Origin of the sequence: Argonema galeatum A003/A1, from assembly GCF_023333595.1 — a bacterium.
Taxonomy (GTDB): Bacteria; Cyanobacteriota; Cyanobacteriia; order Cyanobacteriales; family Aerosakkonemataceae; genus Argonema; species Argonema galeatum.
In genome coordinates, this window is sequence record NZ_JAIQZM010000004.1 from 184,851 (window position 1) to 203,446 (window position 18,596).

An 18,596-nucleotide genomic window follows, 5' to 3' on the forward strand; every position below is an offset into this window, starting at 1 on the left:
TAACCATTTTAGCAGTAAGGTGGGCAATGCCCACCCCAAAATCTACTTCAATTGAACCCATTTCGCCACTGAAGGCACTCCACGGCGGTCAATAATAAACAACATATACCAGCCCGGTGGTGCTACATTCGGCTCATTCGTAACCTTTATTTTTAGACTACCAGCAACACCGAGACTAAACTCTAAATCCACCAGTCTTTGTCCTGTATTAAAAGAATGAGTAGTCGATCCAGGTTTAATCAAACTTACCCATTGAATATCCCCAGCTTGCGGTGTTTGGATATCAAAATTACTACCATATTTTAACTCTTGTGGAGCGTTTTGAATTATTGGTCTTGCGCCTTTAAATAGGTACGGCGGATAATACATTTCCAGACGCAGTTCATCATCAGTTCGCGCTGGATTTGACCCGGCTGTAATTACTTTACCATCAGGTAAAAGTAGTGCGATCGAATGATATAATCGCTCCACTCTCGAAGTTGCTGCTATTGTCCAAGTATTCGTGACAGGATTGTAAATTTCTGCTGCCAAAGTTGCTTGTACCCGCGATTCATTCAAGCTACTACCACCGCAAACAAACACAGTGCGATCGGGTAACAACACAGCATTAAGGTGCATTCGAGCAAAATTCAAAGGTGTTGCTGCTTGATAAGTTGGATTAGCCGCAGTTAAATTAACAATATTCACCTTCTTATGTGCCTCAACTGCATGATGATTTCCACCCTCAAACGCACCACCACCTATCAGCATTACTCGTTGTTCTTGTGCAGGTGGTAATATTACACTAGCAGATTGATTCCGGTGTTCTTGTTCCAGGTGACCGATTAACCCAGGTACTTCTACTTCTGTGATAGGTTGCGTCGGATTTGTTGGCAAAGTTAATAACCGTGGTGTCACCTCATTGTTATTGCCGTATTGACCACCAGCATAGAAAATCCTGCCATCACGTAACAGGAAAAGGTGTGCATACATCGGCAATTGACTGGTATTTTGTCCAAAAGCCGTCCAAGTATTTGTTTGCGGGGAATAAATTTCTGGGATTAAATTGAGATTGCCATCTTCTCCTAGTCCAGAAACAGCTAAAACTCGACCGTCACCCAGAGTTACAAGAGTTGGATACCAGCGACCTCCTTTCATTTGCAGTAGAGGTTTCCATTTCTCCGCAAAGGCATCAAAAATAAAAGCATCTCTCAATCCAAAAAATGGATGTCCGAAGTCATATTGTTTTGTTCCACCTGCGACCAAAAGAGAACCGTCTGACAGAAAAGAATGTCCAGCACAGAAGAAATCTACGGGAGTTTGGGGAGTAAAAAATGTACCTTTTTGATAATCCCAGACAACGCTGCGGAAATTGTTGTTGGCATTGGCAGGATTGTTGCCAGAACCTGAGAAAAATAACACCTTGTTGGTAGGCAAAACAGCAGCGTGAACTGCCAATAGTTGCGAATTATAAGGTAATAATCTCCATAAGCCTTGATTAGCGGCTTTATCAAGGTCGAGATTCAGGTCTAGAACTTGATAATATCCCTGATTTAGTTGCGGCGGGTTGTCGATTTGGAAGAAGATTAATTCAGGCCGTCCCTTACCTTTTAAGTCGGCAACTGCAATGCCTGCACCTTGATTTTCCCAGGAAAATAATGGAACTGGCACCCAAGGACTCCAACCTTCGGTCACATTGCCAGCGGTATCGAGATTCCAACCAATTTGATAAAATCCCTGATTAACTCCGGGGGGGTTATCTATTTGAAAGATGATTAATTCTGGGCGTCCATTGCCGTCGAGGTCGGCAACTGCAATACTTGCGCCTTGATTTTCCCAAGAAAACCAATCTACTGCTATCCAGTCACTCCATCCGCCTGTGACTATACCATTTTCATCGAGTTTGCGACCAATGCGATAAAGTCCCCGATTTGCATTGTCTGGATTATCAATTTGGAAGACAATTAATTCCGGTCTGCCATCATTATCTAAGTCGGCAATTGCTATGCTGGCATCTTGATTTTCCCAGGATTGCCAACCGGGAATTTCGATCCATTCACTCCAACCGCCTGTGACTATACCATTTTTATCTAACTTTTTCCCAATGCGATAAAGTCCGCGATTTACATTAGGTGGACTATCAACTTTAAATACGATTAATTCCGGTCTTGCATCATTATCGAGGTCGGCAATTGCGATGCCTACACCTTGATTTTCCCAGGATTGCCAACCGGGAATTTCGATCCAGTCACTCCATCCACCTGTGACAAGGCCATTTTCATCTAGTTTGCGACCAATGCGATAAAGCCCACGATTGGCATTAGGAGGGTTATCGATTTGGAAGATAATTAAATCTGGTCTTCCATCGCCATCGATGTCGGCAATTGCTATGTCTGCACCTTGGTTTTCCCAGGAGAACCAATTGGGAACTGGTATCAAGTCGGTTGCCATAAGTTTGTTAAGATTTGGATAAACTTAAATAACCTAAATATAACACTTTTGTGTTATAATATTCTTAGCTGAGGTTACCAATTTTTCCCAACAAATAGAGGTCGTGCCTTGAAAGCGATCGGGCCGTATTTTGTGCGATCGCTTCCTCGATACTGCAATAGCTATTCTTCTGGCAGAAAGGAAGGAAACAGCTTTTGGCATACTTGCAGCTTTTGCAGTGCTAACTTCAATTCAGGGCTAGATTAGACGAAATTCGACAAAGGGTGTAAACACCACACCCCTCCAGAATCCTTCTAATAATTTCGTGTCCGCCCATTTTTGGCCAAAGCATTTCTAAGTATGTTTTGGCAATCGAAGTGCTTTAGCTTTAGAACCGATCGGGCCGAGAATTTGGTTGAGGTCGCGCAGTTGATCTGCTGTACCCATGCAGATCATCGCATCGCCGGAGAGTAATAAGGTTTCGCCGGTTGGGCCACCAATCAGAGTGCCGTCGGCGCGACGAATGGCGAGAACTAAGGCACCGGATTGCGATCGCAACCGTGCTTCCCTTAAACTTTGACCTACATAAGGACAAGCATCCGCATCTAGTCGGAATTCCTCCATGTAAAAAGCGCGATCGGTTCCCGTGAGAATCCCATCCACAAAATCCATTACTTGCGGTCTGAGAGCTGCCGCAGCCATGCGTTTGCCGCCAGTGATGTAGGGGGATACGACGGCATCAGCACCGCCTCTTTGCAGCTTTGTGACGGCTTCCTCCGTACTGGCGCGAGCGATCGCTCTTATTTTAGGATTGAGCGTCTTTGCTGAGAGGACAGTGTAGAGATTTTCTGCATCTGAGGGTAGCGCCGCCACTAAACAGATTGCCCGTTCAATGCCCACCCTGAGCAAAGTATCATCTAGAGTCGCATCCCCTTGCATGGCAATATAACCCATCTGTTGTGCAGCCTGGACAGATTCCAGATTCAAGTCCACCGTCACAAAAGGGATGCCTTCCGCCTGAAATTCCATGCCAATCTGACGCCCGGTGCGTCCAAATCCACAAAGAATGTAGTGTTCCGAGAGAGATTCCACTAAACGTCGCTGTTGTTGAAGTCGTCTTCCTTCTTGAAAATAGCCTTGAATTAGGGCTTCTGTAAAGCGGTTAACGATATAGCCGATGCTGATTACTCCCATCGCGATCAGTATGATGGTAAACAGCCGTCCGCGATCGCCTAAAGGATTAATCTCTCCAAAACCAACGGTAGCTAGAGTGCTTACCGTCATGTAAGCCGAATCCAGCCAACGCCATCCCTCGACGAAACGATACCACAGTGTGCCGATCAGGAAAACGCAGGCGAGTGCGATCGCACCTATAATCAACTCCTGTCGGAGGCGTTTGTACTTGCGTTCTATGTCTGATTGAGAGTCGAATGAAGCGCGTGGGCTCACGTAAGTAACAGCTTTTGGTAAAGAGTTCGATAATACACAACGGCAGAATACCAATAACTATATTCAATCAGATAGTAAAGGAGGTCAGGAATGTATGTATTAATTGGTGGAGCCGGACTGGTCGGACTAAATTTGGCGCAGAAGCTGGTAGAAATTGGGCATACTGTCGCCGTGATTGATATAGATCCTAACGCCTGTCGTTATGCTCGCGAACAAGTGGGAGCAATGGCTTTTGAAGGTAGCGCCGTGAGTACAGAGGTGTTGCTGGAAGCAGGAATTAGGAAAGCCGACTCTGTGGCGGCTGTATTGCGGAGCGATGCTTTAAATTTGGCAATAGTGACGCTTGCCAAGCACTACGGAGCCTCCCACATTGTCAGCCGGATGCGTCATCGCGATTTTGAACAACCGCTACGCTTTGCTGGGGCACACCATATCATCAGTACGATCGATCTAGCGGTTTCCACAATGGTAAATGCGATCGAGTATCCGCAAGTGGAATCGATGATGCACTTTGAGCAGGGTCAAATCGAGGTTTTAAAGTTATCTATTGCAGGACGATGCAACGTAGTTGGTCGTAGCATTGCCGAAATCGCTCAAGACCCCCGCTTCCCCACAGGTTCTCTCATTATTGGTTATCAACCTCATCCCCAAATGGATTTAGAAATTCCCAACGGCAGTACCGTGTTAGAGTCCGGTTCAACAGTGCTAATTGTGACGAAACCAGGAGTATTACATCAAATGATTGATTTTATCGAAGGGTGTTAGTAAGAGGGGCTAGGGGCTAGGGGAAGAGGGGGAAAGGGAAGAGGGGCTAGGGGGCAGGAGGAAACCAGAAAAAATCTACCAACGGGTTTTGACCACATCCAGTAACATCAGGATTTATCTGCGTTTATCTGCGTTTATCTGCATTCATCTGCGGTAAAAAATATCCAAAATCTACTTTTCAGATTATCTCTAATCATCCTCTAATTTCAACAGTTGCTCATCAATCGTCTGTATCCTGCTTCGCACGATTTCTTCTGATAAAATTCGCTTACGCAGGGCGTCGGTTAAGGCTCCTTTTTCTGCTAGTAACAAACGCCGACGAATAGCATCAAGTTTTATGCGATCGCTATCAGTTGCCGTGAATTCCTCTGGACGGCGATTATAAATATCTCGCAGTGCTTTTTCAGATGCGGCAACTTTTACTTGATAAGGCGATCGCATTTCTTCATAAACAGATTTCGGTAAAACTCCTGCCTTCAATAAACTATCCAATTCATCTTGAGCTGCTTTAGCAGTCATCAACTGAGCTTGCAATTCCTCTGTTTGCTGACGAAACTCGGAAAATTGAGTTAGCTTCAATCTTCGCACCAGCCAAGGCAAACTTAAACTTTGTCCTACCAGAGATAACAGCACGCTACCAAATACTAACGCGATTAGCTCCTCTCGTCCTGGTATTGTTGCAGGTAAACTGAAGGCAAGAGCCATTGAAAGAGAGCCTTTGATGTTACCGAAAAACAAAACGTGCTGCCAACGGAACGGAATGGGACGATCGAACAAACGCACCGCAGCCAACAAGGGATAAACACAGACAAATCGCCCGACTTGATAAGCCATAATTGCCAACATAACTGCTGGCAAAGTCTTCCAGAAAGTGATCAAATCTATTTCTAAACCAATCAGGAGAAAAATAAATGTATTTACACCAAAACCGGCATAATCCCAAAAGCTCAACAAAGTGATTCGACTGGAAGCTGATACGCTGCGAGAAATCCCCAGATTTCCCACCATTAACCCAGCTACAACCACAGCAACTACACCCGAAACACTCAGAAATTCTCCAGCTTGATAGGCTCCTAATGCGATCGCTACCGTTAGTAAAATACTGCTGAGAGGATCTTCGGAACGGACAAATAAACCCGTACTTAAATAACCCAAGGCTAGCCCGACGAGAGTGCCTCCGACAATCACGACAAACAGATCTTGAATTCCCTCCAAAAAAGTTACCGAACCTGTTGAATGAACTTTCAAAATTAAACTGAAGAGAACGAGGGCTACACCGTCGTTAAATAGACTTTCCCCTTCTACAATTGTGGAAAGTCGGGGCGGTACAGAAACCTCTTTAAAGACGGCAATCACTGAAACCGTATCGGTAATGGCGAGGATCGTTCCGGTCAGCAGTGCGGGTATCCACGCTAGCCCCAGCCCTAGTTTTAGGAGTAGCGCAGTGATTCCAGAAGCGATCGCTACACCGGGCCCAGCTAGAAGTACGATCGGTTTAATCGTACTTCGCAGGCGACTGATATCGGTATTGATAGCCGACTCAAACAGCAGAATCGGTAAAAAGAGATTTAAAATCAACGAAGAATCCAGTCCGATGCGACGAGGTAATAGTTCGGTGATTGCTAAGCCCGCTAATACCAAACCCGTAACATAAGGGACGCGAAAGCGACGGGACAGTAAAGCAACAGCCGTAGCAACCAACAGAAGAATAATCAGAATGGTGACTAACTCCGCAACCTTTCCTTGATGCGCTTGGCCTGTAGCGTTTAAACTTGCTAACATAAATTGTTGCGGAAAGCACAATCCGACGACTTTGCCTGGGGATACAATACCGTACATAAGGTTTAGGTTATTTCTATATGCTGCTAGAACACCGATTCAGTAATAAAGAACTTAGCCCTCTAACCCCGTTAAGAGCAAGGGAAGCGCAAAAAGTTTTACCCTCTCCTTCCAAAAGAGGGGTGGGGGCAGAGGTCTTACTCTCCTCTCCCGATCAAAGAGGGGTCGGGGGAGAGTGGCTATAGTCAGCAAACACGATCTAGCAAGACAAAATTATTATGATCCCAGTCAGTGAAGCTCAACAGAAGTTGCAGGATTTAATCGATTCGGTAAGCCAGTCACATCAACCGATAGTTATTACAGGACAGGGTAACAATGCCGTGCTATTGTCTGAAGCCGATTGGACATCGGTGCAGGAAACACTCTATCTTCTCTCAATTCCAGGGATGCGAGAATCGATTCGGGAAGGACTAGCAAAGCCGATCGAGGAGTGTGTGCGGGAGTTGGATTGGTGAGATGGGATCTGGTATACACCAAACAAGCTCAGAAAGATGCTTATAAGCTGGCTTCTAGTAATTTACGAGATAAAGCACAAACTTTACTAGACATCCTTCAAGTCAATCCGTTTGAGAATCCGCCCCCCTACGAGAAATTGGTGGGAGATTTGGAGGGTGCATATTCGAGGCGAATCAACATTCAACATCGTCTTGTGTACGAGGTGATTGAATCTGAAAATACGGTGAAAATTTTGCGGATGTGGACGCATTATGAATAGCGATTTTATGGTAAAATAAGACCGGTGTCTCATAATCCAATGCAACAGCTTTCAAAAGAAGTTTAAATATAAGGATTGAGTCAGTGAGCATTGAAACTCTAGTTGAGAATCCCACTATACCCGCAGAGTCGGCACCAGTTATGTCTGGCGTATTCGATCCCGCCAGCTTTGACCATTCCGTGATGACAACCTACGGACGATTTCCCCTCGCTTTGGAACGGGGCGAAGGTTGTCGGGTTTGGGATACCGATGGGCGCGAATATCTGGATTTTGTGGCTGGAATTGCCACTTGTACTCTGGGACACGCCCACCCAGCTTTGGTGGAAACGGTGACTCGCCAAATCAAGACGCTGCACCATGTTTCTAATTTGTATTACATTCCCGTGCAGGGCGAATTGGCTAAATGGTTGATCGAACATTCTTGTGCCGATCGCGTATTTTTCTGCAATTCCGGTGCAGAGGCGAATGAAGGGGCGATTAAATTGGCTCGGAAATACGCCCACACGGTCTTGGGAATTAAAAAGCCGATAATTTTGACGGCGCACGCCAGTTTCCACGGTCGCACGCTGGCGACGATTACAGCCACGGGTCAGCCGAAGTACCAGAAGAACTTCGACCCGTTAATGCCGGGGTTTGACTATGTTCCCTACAACGATATTGAGGCGGTGAAAAATGCGATCGCCGACTTGGATACCGGAGATCGACGGGTTTGCGCCATTCTCATGGAAGCTTTGCAAGGTGAAGGCGGTGTTCGTCCGGGAGATGTGGAATACTTCCAGCAGCTACGCCAAATTTGCGATGAAACCGGCATTCTCCTGATTCTGGATGAAGTGCAAGTGGGTATGGGGCGCAGCGGCAAGTTCTGGGGATATGAGAATCTGGGAATTGAACCGGATATCTTCACTTCTGCGAAGGGATTGGGCGGCGGTATCCCGATCGGCGCTACTCTATGTAAGAAGTTCTGCGATGTTTTCGGGCCTGGGGATCATGCTAGCACCTACGGCGGGAATCCTTTTGCTTGTGCAGTTTCTCTCACGGTTTGTCAAACTTTAGAACGCGAGAACATTCTGCAAAACGTGCAGGAGAGAGGGGAACAATTAAGATCTGGATTGAGAGCGATCGCCTCCAAATATCCTAACTTAATTGCTGAGGTGCGCGGTTGGGGTTTGATCGACGGTATGGAGTTGAAAGCAGACATCGAACTAACTTCAGCTGATGTGGTGAAAGCGGCGATGGCTGAAGGTTTGTTGCTCGTTCCGGCTGGCCCCAAAGTCCTCAGATTTGTGCCACCGCTGATTGTAACTGAGCGGGAAATCGATATAGCACTGCAAGCACTTGAGCGGGCGTTCTCATCAGCAATTGCCTAACAGTTTAAATATTTGGTACGTTGTTGCGCTTTAGCGCTATCTTAAAGAGCGCTAAAGCGCAACTACATACCTGAAAAGTTTGATCGGGGCCGATCGTTAGTATATGAGTGATATCGTCAAATTGTCTGTTTTCATCCTTGGTTAAATTTTTACCGCAGATGTAGACTCTGGAACGCAGATGTAGGCGCAGCCTTCCCGCAGGGTACGCAGATAAGAATAAGAATAGGATTTTTTTAGGTAACAGATGGGTAAGGACATAATATCACTCAAGATTCTCTAGATTTACATTCCTCTACAACAAACCAATCCTCATCCAAGGCTTGTTTTAGGGAAATATGAGCATCATTCGGCAGTGAAAACAGCTTAGAAACAGACTTAACTGCTACAGAATAGGCTTTTGCATACATCATTTCGAGTTCAGCTTTTAAACTGGGACTATCTTCTAAACGATGTTGAATCTGAGCGCGAAAATTGACAATTTCAGCAGCCCAATGATTCCCTGAACGATCTTTTTCGACTTCCCAATAAGACAATTTAAGAAGATGTTCTAATAAACGGGTTAAAAGAGTTAATACAGCCCGTTTATCGCTTTTTACCATATTGTCTAACTCTTCTATCAAATTATCCCAATCAACCTCATGAAAGTGCCGTTCTCGTAATTGGTTGACCGTTTCTTTAATCCATTGATGATAGTCTGTTTCGTATCGGTTCGATGACATGGTATTCTGCTTATGTCACTTTTTTGTTTCAACTAGCTATAAGTAAGTTTAACAAGGTATAGCAACCGATGAAAGTCAGTTAGGACGTTCTTAATTCCACCAAACCCTTGATTATAAACCCTTCTTCCCCTAGTCCCTAGTCCCTAGCTATATTTGGCTATTTAATCATGGCATTAAACCACGCCGTTAAGGCAACTGCCAAACCATCCGCCGCATCATCTGGCTTGGGAATATAATCTAAATTCAACTCTCGCGCTACCGCCAGCTGCACATCATGCTTATCCGCATTCCCCATTCCCGTAAGTGCCTGTTTTATTTGCGCGGGTGTAAACTCCAGTAACGGCACTTTATACTGAGCCAATACCAACATCAGCACGCCCCGCGCCTGGGCCACAGCAATAGTATTCCCCATGCGATAAAAAAACAGTTTCTCGATCGCAACCAGATCTGGTTTCCATTGCTGCATTAGCGTATGCAAATCTTCATAAATTATGCAGAGGCGTTCCCCAATTTCCAGATCCGATGAAGTTTTAATAACGCCAAAATCGAGCAGCGTCACAGGACTCTGCTCGATTTTGGGGCAGAGAATTGCCCCAAACCCAACAACCGCCAGTCCTGGATCTAATCCCAAAATTCGCTGCCCCATAGGAAAATGTCAGATCCGTACTGCTGTGGCATAAAATACTGTATCTCAAAGTGGATCTGGTGACTGGGAACTGGGAACTTGAACTAGGTTGAGTGATTAAGTCAAAACTCTTTCTAGCCCCCAATCTTGTTTTGCTCAAATACCCAGATTTCGGGATATGCAAGCTGAATCTTATGGGATACAAACCTACGGTTGATCGATAGGCGGCTACTCTGGTAACAAATACCTAGTAGAATATGCTGGACAAGTGTTGGTATTCGATCGATAGAGTAAGCTCTCTATTATACACTTGTTTTCCCAAACCTTTGAATACTGTGCCCTAAATTAGTTATGTCAATCAGTATATTCAAACAAGCCCTTCTTGTTCTGTCGCATGAGTCACGCAGTCGCACTCCCCAGCGGGTAAACACATGGTTCAAGTGGTTGGCTCCTGGCTTGTCGGTGAAACGCTGGTTGCTATTAAGTGCTGGCGGCGTCTTGATCACCAGTCTGGGATTGGCGATATGGACAAAGCTGACTCCCATTAATCGCCTGATTCAGTTCCTCATCGACATCTTGGAGAAGATTACGATTATTGTTCCCAGCTATATTAGCGGCCCCATTGTGGTAATTGGCGGCGTGTTGTTGATTTTGTGGGGTCACACCCGCAGTCTGGGTGCGATTACCGAAGTGTTGAACCCAGCAGGGGATGAAGAACTGATCGATATGCTGATGGCCCATCGCCGCTTAAATCGCGGCCCGAAAATTGTGGCGATCGGGGGTGGTACTGGTCTTTCTACGTTGCTGAGAGGTTTGAAGACTTACAGCGCCAATATTACGGCGATTGTGACGGTGGCGGATGATGGGGGATCTTCTGGGCGTCTGCGGCGGGAAAATGGGGTGCTGCCGCCAGGTGATATTCGCAATTGTTTGGCGGCGCTGGCAGATGAGGAAAAGTTATTGACGGAATTGTTTCAATATCGGTTTCACGCTGGGGATGGTTTGACGGGTCACAGTTTTGGCAATCTCTTTCTGACGGCGATGAGCGATATTACTGGGGATTTGGAAAGAGCGATCGCAGCTAGTTCTAAAGTCTTGGCAATCAGAGGACGGGTGCTACCCGCAACGCTTAGCGATGTTCGTCTTTGGGCGGAATTAGATGATGGACGCCGGATTGAGGGAGAGTCTAATATTACCAAAGCTAACGGAAATATTGTCAAAATTGGTTGTATTCCAGAAAATTCACCAGCTTTGCCGAAAGCTTTGCAGGCGATCGAAGAGGCGGATTACATTATCATTGGCCCTGGTAGCCTCTACACTAGCGTGATTCCCAATCTGTTGGTGCCGGAGATTCGGGAGGCTATAGCCAAACGAGAAGTTCCCCGTATCTACGTTTGCAACATCATGACTCAGCCTGGAGAAACTCAGGGCTATACTGTTTCAGACCATATTCGCGCGATCGATAATGCCTGCGGTGGTAAGCAGTTGTTTAACGCTGTGTTGATGCAGCGGAAAACACCATCAGCTAATGCGCTGACTCGCTATGCTCAGGAAAATTCCCACCCGGTTTTCCTCGATCGCGAAGCCGTCGTACTATTGGGACGTAGAATTGTTTTGGCAAATGTGATGGATGAGGATAAAAATACCGCTCTCTTGCGCCATAATTCCCAGCGACTAGCACGAGTCTTACTGCGTTGGTACAGTCGCGCTCAATCTTAATGGATTTTTGATTTTTGATTTTTGATTGGAAATGACGGTAGAGTCGAGGACAATTTCTCTTGCAGATGCTGAGGCGACGCGATCGCTCGGTCGCGCTTTGGGCCAGTCTCTGAGTGCTGGTAGCGTAATTTTACTCGAAGGGGATTTAGGCGCTGGCAAAACCACTCTAGTTCAAGGTATTGGTGAAGGACTGGCGATCGCAGATCCCATTGTTAGCCCCACTTTTACTTTGATTAACGAGTATACAGAAGGGCGATTACCCCTGTATCACTTGGATTTGTACCGCTTGTCCCCAAAGGAAGTGGAGGCTTTGTATTTAGAAAACTACTGGGAAGGCGTCGAGGTGCCTTTGGGAATTGTTGCGATCGAATGGCCGGAAAGATTGCACTATAAGCCGACAAATTTCCTCAGCGTTCAATTGATTTATTCACCTGATTCTGGGCGTCAGGCTAACCTTATTCCCGTAGGTAAATTTGAGCTAAATTTGACCGTTTTGGATTCATTTTGCTAACATTTTAAATACGATCGCTACTTCACGAGTTTACATTTGTACTGAAAATTCCTCTGTGGCCATTCAAATCGTGACTAAGTTCGTCTTCTATTTGGTTAAGAGTTTGGCTCCACAATTGGTATTCGACTTGATTTAATATGTCTATATGCAAGTAGCTTTCTGGGTTTCTTTCTACTTGTCTTAAAGCTGCATAGGGGCTATCAACAAAAATAATTTCTGGCTCGCGTAAGCTGATTTGAGCATAAATAGCTTTTACCGCTTCAGTAGCTTTTTGACGGTCAATTGGTTCGGTAGAAAGCGCGATAGCTCTCCATTTCTCCCGATAAACCGGAATCAGCGCTTCTTGTTCGGGAGTCAGTTTTTCAATCATGCTTACTACTAACCATCAAATGTCAACGCTTTACCTCGCACGTCGGTATACAATTTACCTTTTTCATAAACAAGTTGACCGCCAACAATAGTAAATTGAGGCCATCCGGTTAAACTCCATCCCTCAAACGGACTCCAACCGCATTTTGTTAACACTTCCTCGCGCAAAACAGGGCGATAATTATGCAAATCTACCAATATCAAATCGGCGTCGTAACCTGGTGCGATCGCACCTTTTTTAGGAATATTATACGCTTTCGCTACAGCGGTAGACATCCAATTAGAAACTTGGGCAACAGTACAGCGTCCCTGCATCGCTTGAGTCAGCATTAGCGGCAAAGATGTTTCCACTCCCGGCATTCCAGAGGGGGTATTGGGATAACCTTGAGCTTTTTCTTCTAAAGTGTGCGGGGCGTGGTCTGTTGCGATAAAATCGATGACGCCATCCAGTAGCGCTTGCCAAAGGACTTCGTTATCATGGTGCGATCGCAACGGCGGATTCATCTGCGCTAATGTGCCTATTTTTGCATAAGCATCCGTATTTAACAGCAAATGCTGAGGCGTTACCTCCGCAGTTACCCAGCTAGGTTTATCCTGACGTAGCAAATCTGCTTCTTCCGCAGTTGATAGATGTAAAATATGTAAGCGTCGCCGATATTTCTTCGACAAATTCAGCGCCAACTGGGTAGCATTTAAGGCAGCTTGATTATCCTGAATTTGGGAGTGAACGGAGGGATCGGTAATGCCAGCAAATTCTTGCCGTCGTCGGTTTATTCTATCTTGGTCTTCCGCGTGAACCGCGATTAGTCGTTCTCCCTTCGCAAATATAGCTTCCAGCGCCGCTTCCCCATCCACCAACAACGCGCCGTGCATCGACCCCATAAAAATTTTAATGCCGGGGGTGGGGTTAGCCTCAAGCAAATCGGGCAAGTTTTCTGCCGTTGCGCCAATAAAAAAGCCATAATTAACTAGGCACTTCTGGGCTGCCCGTTGTAACTTATCATCGAGATTAGTCTGCGTTGTCGTGAGAGGACGAGTATTGGGCATCTCCAAGAACGAAGTTACCCCGCCTTTGGCACAAGCGCAACTGGCCGTAAACAAGTCTTCTTTGTGTTCCAGTCCTGGTTCCCGAAAGTGTACCTGGGGGTCAATTACCCCCGGCAACAATGTCAAACCCTGGGCGTCGATTTCCCGATCTCCCGTATTTGTGGCAGAATCTGGTATTATGGGTGCGATTTCTAGAATTTCGCCCCCACAGGTTTTTACATCTCCAACCAGAAATTCACCACTGGGTAAGAGAATAGTTGCACGGCGGATAAACAAGTATGGAGGAGAAGACATGGTAATCAAAGTATGGAAGATTTTAAGTCCAATTATCAATTCGGATGAATCCTCTAAAAATAATTATAAACATATAATGTATGGGGAAGCGCTTATTGCTCTAAAAGCTTCCTATTCTCACTTTGTTAAATTTGAGTTAAAAGTTGAGGATGACTTCTTTGGTAATTTGGTCAAAGCAGATGGTGGAAAAGGTTAAAAACCTTTACTTTTAACTTGCTTGACTAATTTGCTAATGTGTATTATATACAATGATGGAATACCTATGACTCCCGTGCAGGATCAAACTTCTGATAAGAATCCTCAATCTACATCCGAAAGTCCCTGGTTGGAAGGGCTGAAAACAATCGGTCTAAGTGTAGTTTTGGCTTTGGGAATTCGCACTTTCGTAGCGGAAGCTCGTTATATTCCCTCGGGGTCGATGCTGCCAACGCTACAAATTAACGATCGCTTGATAATTGATAAGTTGAGTTACCACTTCCAATCTCCGCATCGGGGAGACATTGTGGTATTTTCCCCAACAGACAAGCTCAAGGAGCAAAATTTCAAAGACGCTTTTATCAAGCGCGTGATCGGTTTACCAGGCGACAAGGTTGAGGTCAAAGGAGGACGGGTTTATATCAATGATAAACCCATACAGGAAAAGTATATTGAAGATAAGCCAGATTATCAATACGGCCCAATAACCGTACCGCCTAACCAGTACTTAGTGCTAGGTGATAACCGTAACAATAGCTACGATAGCCACTACTGGGGTTTTGTACCGCACGATCGCATCATCGGTCGGGCAATAGTTCGCTTCTGGCCTCTAAATCGTATGGGAGAACTAGATCCAGATCCACTCTATCCTTCCCCTTCCTCAAAATAAAGGAGCGGGGGAGCAGAGGGGCAGAGGAGCAGAGGGGCAGAGGGGCAGAGGGGCAGAGGAGCAGAGGGGCAGAGGGGCAGAGGGGCAGAGGGGCAGAGGGGCAGAGGGGCAGAGGGGCAGAGGAGCAGAATCTTCCCCTTCTTCCCCTTCTTCCCCCTCTTCCCTCTTCCTTTTCCTTCTCTCCTCTTCCCTAGCCCCTCTTCCCGCTATTGCACTACGCGCCCAGTCACCTGCTGTCCCAGCCAAGGTGTATTGCTGGAACGAGATTTAAGAGTTTGCTTCTCGACTGTCCAGGTCAAGTCAGGGTCAAAAAGGATGAGTTCGGCTGGCTGACCGGGAGCGATCGCAGCTGGGGTTTGTTTCAGACATAAAGCTGGCTGAGTACTCAAAACTCGCCACAGTTCCAAGGCAGACCATTCCCCAGTTGCCACCAAAGTCTGCCAAAGCAGGGGCAAAGCCAGTTCCAAGCCGATCGCACCTGGAGGCGCTTCCGCAAAGGCAACGGTTTTTTCTTCGTAGCTGTAGGGCCTATGGTCAATAGCGATCGCATCCAGTATTCCCTGCTGCACCGCCCGCCTTAACGCCGTGCGATCGCTAGGGCTACCCAATGGCGGTTCTAAATGCAGACTGGTATTATAACTGCTAACAGCTTCCGTGTCAAGCAATAAGTGCATCCAAGTAGTGCTGGCCGTAACGGGTAAGCCGCGTACCTTCGCTTCCCAAATCAGCTGCACGCTGCGCCCGGTGGAAACGCGCATGATATGGACAGGCGTGCCAATGGCTTCCACCACTTCCAACAAAGCAGCGAGGGCGGACGTTTCAGAGATCGCAGGGATTCCCGGTAACCCCAACCGGATGGAATCAAAACCTTCTCGCATCACCCCATTTCCCGCCAGTTCGCGGTACTGAGGCCAAATAGCGATCGGTTTTTCTAAAGGTTTGAGATATTCCAACAAACGCCTCAGCAGAGCCAGATTTTGCAACGGTTGACCATCGCAAAAGCCCACAACGCCAGAATTCGCCAGTTCTGCCAATTCCGTCATTTGCTGGCCTTGGACGCCCAGAGTCATAGCACCCCAGAAATAGAGCGGGAGAGCGGGAGAGCGGGAGAGCGGGGGAGAAATTGATAACTTTTCGGTTATATCTGCTGCTAACCTCTGCAACCGAGCCAAACCCGCTGGGTTATCCAATGGCGGTTTCGTATCGGGTAAGATGGCGACGCGGGTAAAGCCGCCAGCTTGAGCCGCTTGCATCAAAGATTCCAGAGTTTCCCGTTCTTCAAAACCCGGTTCTCCTGAGTGGCTGTATAAATCCACCAGTCCCGGCCCTAAAATGACGCCCCGGCAATCCCGCACCAATGTATCGGATGACAAGTCAGAAATTGTTTCTTCGACAGCTGCTATTGTACCGTCTGCAATCAGAACATCGGCAATCTGGTCATTTCCAGAAACAGGGTCTATTACTCGTACTTGTTGAAGCAGTTCGCTTTTCAATTTTGGATGAAAGAATGAAAGATGTAAGGATTCATCTTGAACACTCCCCAACCAAATCAAAGAATTTGGTTGGGGATGTAGCTCAACATTGTGGTTCAATTTGAAATCTAAAATCTAAAATCTAAAATCACAACGCTCCAGCTGCCGTCTTATCGAGAACACCCCCACCCAAGTGAGTAGTGATATTCATACTTTGCAGCACAGGATAACCATCCGAACCTTGAGGATAGTCAATCACGCTAACTGCTCCATTGCCTTGTTTGAAATTCCAGAAATGTTCTGGCCCCAAACCGAACAAATGGCAGAGAATAGCTTTATTGATAGCGTCGTGAGCTACTACTAAAACAGTTTTGGGCTGCTTGCTGTATTTGGATACGATCGAATCCCAAGCTACTAGAGCTCTTTCCCAAACCTGCGCCAAATTTTCCCCTTCCGGCATTTGCACCGTTTCTGGCGCTTCCTGCCATTCTTTTAGCAGACCTGGATACGCCTGCTCAATCTCTCCTTCAAATTTTCCTTCCCAAAGTCCATGACTGATTTCACTCAAATCTGTGAGCAATTCTAGTTCCACATTGGGATGATATTGCAGAATAATCTCAGCAGTTTCCTTCGGACGCAGCATCGGACTGCTAACGGCAAAGTCGATCTCCACATCTTTGAGAAACTCACCAGCTGCTGCTGATTGTTCTCTACCGTTATCGTTGAGCGGAACATCTATTTGTCCCTGAAACTTTTTCTGGCGATTCCACTCAGTTTCTCCGTGACGCACCAGTAATAGACGCGGGCCTTGATGACCGGGACGAGGTTTCGGCAAAGGATCTCCCAAATGGTCAATCAAATTCATTGACTCCATCTGGACCGATCCACCCCCCCCGTCAACGGAGGGGAAAGAGGGAGATTCAGGGAAATTCAGCACATTGATACCGCAATTCGACTGCTGTATCGAGTGGTAACGAGACGGTGGAATGCCAAGTGCAGTACTAATCAAAGCGCGATTAATACCGTTATGCGCCACCACAAGAATAGTTTTGCCAGCATGGCGAGGCAAAACTTCCTGCCAAAACTGCTTCGCTTGCTCATACAGAGATAAAACTGGGAAGTGTTCCCTTGTTCCCTCTGCTGCTGGTATCGGCATTCGCAGTTCGTCGGGACGTTCTTTCCAAAGGCGATAGTCTTCGGGAAATTGCGCTTTTACCTCATCTTTTTGCAGACGCTCCCACAATGGCAGATCGATTTCCATCAGTTTATCTGCTACCTGCAATTTCGGAGGATTTGGCAAACAAGACTGAACGATCTCAGCTGTTTCTTTAGCCCGTTGCAGGGGACTGCTGTAAATAGCATCGAATGCGATGCCAGTCAAGGCAGGGGCAACCTGACGTGCTGTGGCGCGACCTGCCTCCGTTAAGACAGACTCGTCAAGACGACCTTGGATGCGCTGCTGTTGATTAAAAGTGCTTTGCCCGTGCCGGACAAGGATTACGCGAGTTGACAGGGGTTTATCCTCCACAAAGGTAGGGGACTGGGATAGTTAATCAGGATCAGAAAGATTTTAACCTTTCTGGGGTACGCTGCTGGGGCTACCTCACCCCCAACCCCCTCCCCGTTAACGGGGAGGGGGCTTATAAATAATCGAGATGGTTGGTGATGTGCGATCGACTTATTGTGCCAGCCTTTAATTTCAGCCCTAGCCAAATTAAATTAATTTAGCAAATAAGTCTTATTTCTAAATTATGCGATTTTCCAGATATAATTTTGTTGCAGCTACAGTAAGATAATGGAATCACAACCGAAGGGAATTCAACGTTACGTAACCCCAGATAGCAGAATACCTTTCGATGAGTGGTTTAATTCTCTCCGAGATAGAACCGCCCAAGCTAAAATTGATGCTAGACTTAGGCGAGTTCAAAACGGTAATTTAGGGGACTACAGATCTCTCGGTGAAGGAGTTTTTGAATTGAGAATTAATTTTGGCCCTGGCTACCGCGTTTACTTTGGACAAATAGGATCGACAATAGTGCTTCTCCTTTGTGGCGGAGATAAAAGCACACAAGATCGAGACATTAGCACCGCTAAATCATACTGGGCAGATTATAGGAGTTAACACTATGCCTAAAAGTGTACCCTACCGCGAATCTCTTATTTCACGCCTCAAAAACCCCGAATATGCTGCTGGCTACATTGAAGCTATTTTAGAAGAAAAAGACCCTGAACCTGAGTTGCTCAAACAAGCGCTACAAGATGTGGCGGAAGCGTTAGGTGACAAACAGCATTTGGAAAAGCTCGATCTCATACTTTCAGTTGAAGGAAGTGCTGAAATTTATCATCTAGGACTTTGGTTAAACGAGTTGGGATTGAATTTAACTGTTACTGTTAAATCGGATGATTCATAGTGGTACAATAAACTTGTCTC

The 18,596-nt window shown here is 46.3% G+C and carries 19 protein-coding genes; 10 read left to right on the forward strand and 9 right to left on the reverse strand.

All coding sequences use genetic code 11. The annotated features are described in order from the left end of the window. Nucleotides 1-42: 42 nt before the first annotated feature. Together LAY41_RS06950 and LAY41_RS06955 are read right to left on the reverse strand one after the other, a co-directional pair. A complete protein-coding gene (locus tag LAY41_RS06950) occupies nt 43-2,430 on the reverse strand; it encodes a galactose oxidase-like domain-containing protein (protein ID WP_249095671.1) in 2,388 nt (795 codons plus the stop codon). Between the two features lie 333 nt (nt 2,431-2,763). Further along, on the reverse strand, nt 2,764-3,858 hold the full coding sequence (locus LAY41_RS06955; protein ID WP_249095673.1) for a potassium channel family protein: 1,095 nt from the start codon (nt 3,856-3,858) through the stop codon (nt 2,764-2,766). Between the two features lie 90 nt (nt 3,859-3,948). Between LAY41_RS06955 and LAY41_RS06960 the strand changes: the two genes are divergently transcribed. After that, nucleotides 3,949-4,623, forward strand: coding sequence for a potassium channel family protein (locus LAY41_RS06960; protein ID WP_249095675.1), 675 nt, complete (start codon nt 3,949-3,951; stop codon nt 4,621-4,623). A 189-nt stretch (nt 4,624-4,812) separates the two neighbouring features. Here the strand turns inward: LAY41_RS06960 and LAY41_RS06965 are convergent, their stop codons facing one another. Next, on the reverse strand, nt 4,813-6,405 hold the full coding sequence (locus tag LAY41_RS06965) for a cation:proton antiporter (protein ID WP_249095677.1): 1,593 nt from the start codon (nt 6,403-6,405) through the stop codon (nt 4,813-4,815). 275 nt (nt 6,406-6,680) lie between these two features. On the opposite strand from LAY41_RS06965, the gene LAY41_RS06970 reads away from it, so the two are divergent. The 3 genes from LAY41_RS06970 (at nt 6,681) to LAY41_RS06980 (ending at nt 8,544) form a co-directional block, all read left to right on the forward strand. Continuing rightward, a complete protein-coding gene (locus tag LAY41_RS06970; protein ID WP_249095680.1) occupies nt 6,681-6,917 on the forward strand; it encodes a type II toxin-antitoxin system Phd/YefM family antitoxin in 237 nt (78 codons plus the stop codon). After that, on the forward strand, nt 6,914-7,177 hold the full coding sequence (locus LAY41_RS06975) for a Txe/YoeB family addiction module toxin (protein WP_249095682.1): 264 nt from the start codon (nt 6,914-6,916) through the stop codon (nt 7,175-7,177). The genes LAY41_RS06970 and LAY41_RS06975 overlap by 4 nt, the downstream gene beginning before the upstream one ends. Nucleotides 7,178-7,260: 83 nt before the next feature. Further along, nucleotides 7,261-8,544 (forward strand): aspartate aminotransferase family protein, encoded by a 1,284-nt coding sequence (locus LAY41_RS06980; protein WP_249095684.1) that lies wholly within the window; start codon nt 7,261-7,263, stop codon nt 8,542-8,544. A 266-nt stretch (nt 8,545-8,810) separates the two neighbouring features. Here the strand turns inward: LAY41_RS06980 and LAY41_RS06985 are convergent, their stop codons facing one another. Together LAY41_RS06985 and ruvC are read right to left on the reverse strand one after the other, a co-directional pair. Continuing rightward, nucleotides 8,811-9,263, reverse strand: coding sequence for a DUF29 domain-containing protein (locus tag LAY41_RS06985; protein ID WP_249095687.1), 453 nt, complete (start codon nt 9,261-9,263; stop codon nt 8,811-8,813). A 157-nt stretch (nt 9,264-9,420) separates the two neighbouring features. Further along, the gene (gene ruvC, locus LAY41_RS06990; RefSeq protein ID WP_249095688.1) at nt 9,421-9,909 is read right to left on the reverse strand and encodes a crossover junction endodeoxyribonuclease RuvC; all 489 of its coding nucleotides are present in this window, start codon (nt 9,907-9,909) and stop codon (nt 9,421-9,423) included. A gap of 330 nt (nt 9,910-10,239) precedes the next feature. On the opposite strand from ruvC, the gene LAY41_RS06995 reads away from it, so the two are divergent. Together LAY41_RS06995 and tsaE are read left to right on the forward strand one after the other, a co-directional pair. Beyond that, nucleotides 10,240-11,607, forward strand: a complete 1,368-nt coding sequence (locus LAY41_RS06995) for a gluconeogenesis factor YvcK family protein (protein ID WP_249095692.1) — start codon at nt 10,240-10,242, stop codon at nt 11,605-11,607. A 31-nt stretch (nt 11,608-11,638) separates the two neighbouring features. Continuing rightward, nucleotides 11,639-12,118 (forward strand): tRNA (adenosine(37)-N6)-threonylcarbamoyltransferase complex ATPase subunit type 1 TsaE, encoded by a 480-nt coding sequence (gene tsaE / locus LAY41_RS07000; RefSeq protein ID WP_249095694.1) that lies wholly within the window; start codon nt 11,639-11,641, stop codon nt 12,116-12,118. Nucleotides 12,119-12,140: 22 nt separating this feature from the next. Here the strand turns inward: tsaE and LAY41_RS07005 are convergent, their stop codons facing one another. After that, on the reverse strand, nt 12,141-12,488 hold the full coding sequence (locus tag LAY41_RS07005; RefSeq protein WP_249095696.1) for a hypothetical protein: 348 nt from the start codon (nt 12,486-12,488) through the stop codon (nt 12,141-12,143). An 8-nt stretch (nt 12,489-12,496) separates the two neighbouring features. After that, nucleotides 12,497-13,828 (reverse strand): dihydroorotase, encoded by a 1,332-nt coding sequence (locus tag LAY41_RS07010; RefSeq protein WP_249095697.1) that lies wholly within the window; start codon nt 13,826-13,828, stop codon nt 12,497-12,499. Here LAY41_RS07010 and LAY41_RS07015 point away from each other — a divergent pair. Together LAY41_RS07015 and lepB are read left to right on the forward strand one after the other, a co-directional pair. Then, entirely contained in the window at nt 13,827-14,024 is a 198-nt protein-coding gene (locus LAY41_RS07015; RefSeq protein ID WP_249095700.1) for a hypothetical protein, read from the forward strand. The genes LAY41_RS07010 and LAY41_RS07015 overlap by 2 nt on opposite strands. A gap of 66 nt (nt 14,025-14,090) precedes the next feature. Then, entirely contained in the window at nt 14,091-14,693 is a 603-nt protein-coding gene (gene lepB / locus LAY41_RS07020; protein ID WP_249095701.1) for a signal peptidase I, read from the forward strand. A 206-nt stretch (nt 14,694-14,899) separates the two neighbouring features. Here lepB and LAY41_RS07025 read toward each other — a convergent pair whose 3' ends face one another. Continuing rightward, complete coding sequence (locus LAY41_RS07025; RefSeq protein WP_249095816.1) at nt 14,900-16,186, reverse strand: dihydroorotase; 1,287 nt, start codon at nt 16,184-16,186, stop codon at nt 14,900-14,902. 127 nt (nt 16,187-16,313) lie between these two features. Beyond that, complete coding sequence (locus tag LAY41_RS07030; RefSeq protein ID WP_249095819.1) at nt 16,314-17,678, reverse strand: histidine phosphatase family protein; 1,365 nt, start codon at nt 17,676-17,678, stop codon at nt 16,314-16,316. Between the two features lie 282 nt (nt 17,679-17,960). Between LAY41_RS07030 and LAY41_RS07035 the strand changes: the two genes are divergently transcribed. Both LAY41_RS07035 and LAY41_RS07040 read left to right on the forward strand, forming a co-directional pair. Further along, on the forward strand, nt 17,961-18,287 hold the full coding sequence (locus tag LAY41_RS07035; protein ID WP_249095703.1) for a type II toxin-antitoxin system RelE/ParE family toxin: 327 nt from the start codon (nt 17,961-17,963) through the stop codon (nt 18,285-18,287). Nucleotides 18,288-18,291: 4 nt separating this feature from the next. Then, a complete protein-coding gene (locus tag LAY41_RS07040; RefSeq protein ID WP_249095705.1) occupies nt 18,292-18,576 on the forward strand; it encodes a helix-turn-helix domain-containing transcriptional regulator in 285 nt (94 codons plus the stop codon). Nucleotides 18,577-18,596: the final 20 nt, after the last annotated feature.